At 48.1% G+C, this 1,274-nt stretch carries 2 protein-coding genes; both read left to right on the top strand.

What is annotated here, in order from left to right:
* Nucleotides 1-392: transposase (locus AC50X8_RS32390; RefSeq protein ID WP_494883713.1), on the top strand; the 392-nt coding region annotated here is incomplete at its 5' end.
* Nucleotides 393-403: 11 nt separating this feature from the next.
* Nucleotides 404-1,264, top strand: coding sequence for an IS3 family transposase (locus AC50X8_RS32385; protein WP_494883715.1), 861 nt, complete (start codon nucleotides 404-406; stop codon nucleotides 1,262-1,264).
* The last annotated feature ends 10 nt before the right edge of the window (nucleotides 1,265-1,274 follow it).

Here is a 1,274-nt window from a genome sequence, read left to right as displayed (position 1 = left end):
CTAGAATAAAAAGTGGACACAGCGTTAAGGAACGCCTAATAATAGACGTAACGAAAAAGAAGAGGTGTCCGCGAGTGGGAGAACAACGGCAACGATACAATGAAGAATTCAAAAGACAGACGGTTAAGTATGTACAAGAAAAGACCAAGACCATAGCCGACATTTGTGAGGAGCTGAATATTCCCAAAAGCACCCTGCATCAATGGATCGGTCAATATCGAGCGTTCGATCAGGAGGAGGTCAACTATCCGGAAAAAATCCGTAAGCTCGAACAAACCCTCAAAGAAAGGGAAGCGGAAACCCGCCGTAAAGAGCGGGAAATGGCGGATCTGAAAGAAGAAATGGCGATTCTAAAAAAGGCGCTGCACATCTTCAGCAAAGAAAAGAACTAAGGTTCTCCTTCATCGAAGATCATCGCTCCGAATTTCGAGTGGAGAAGATGTGCCAGGTGCTTCACGTATCCAGGAGCGGCTATTACAAATGGCGCACAGCAGCGCCGTCCGGAAGGCAGCAGCGAAAAGAAAAGCTCACCCAGCGAATCACGTGGCACTATGATGACTCGCTATTCCGTTATGGAAGCCCCCGTATCTACAACGAGCTTCTTAAAGAAGGCTGGATCGTATCGGAGCGTACGGTCAGCTTTATTATGCGCGAAAAGGGGCTGCGTTCCTGCATGTCACGCAAGTTCCGCGTCACCACAACCGATTCGAATCACGAGTGGCCGGTCGCACCGAACGAGCTGCAGCAAGATTTTTCGGCGACCAAGCCCAATGAGAAATGGGTGGCGGACATCACCTACATTCCCTGTCGCCAAGGTAAGCTCTATTTGGCGAGCATCCTGGATCTCTACACGAAACAAATCGTAGGCTGGCAATTAAGTGATCACATGACAACGGATCTGGTACTAGACGCCCTCAAGCAGGCTTACGCGGCGAAAAAGCCAGAAAAAGGACTCATCCACCACTCCGATCGCGGATCGCAATATGCGTCAAAAGCCTACCGTGAGCAACTCAGCACCTACCAGATGAAGGCCAGTATGAGCCGGAGAGGAAACTGCTACGATAACGCTTGTATTGAAGCCTTTCACAGTATCCTAAAACGTGAATTGATTTACTGTAATCCCAAATTTAAGACCAAGCAAGAAGCCTATGAGCAGTTGTATCGGTATCTGGAGTTCTTTTATAACCGAAAACGTTCAAACAGCACGCTTGGCTACATGTCACCCTTGCGTTTCGAACAGCTTTATTACGAAAAAATAGCATAATGGGCGTGTC

This window comes from Paenibacillus sp. JT22N15 (genome assembly GCF_059383755.1).
Note: the sequence above shows the minus strand (reverse complement) of the source record. Positions and strands in the feature narration are given on the sequence as shown.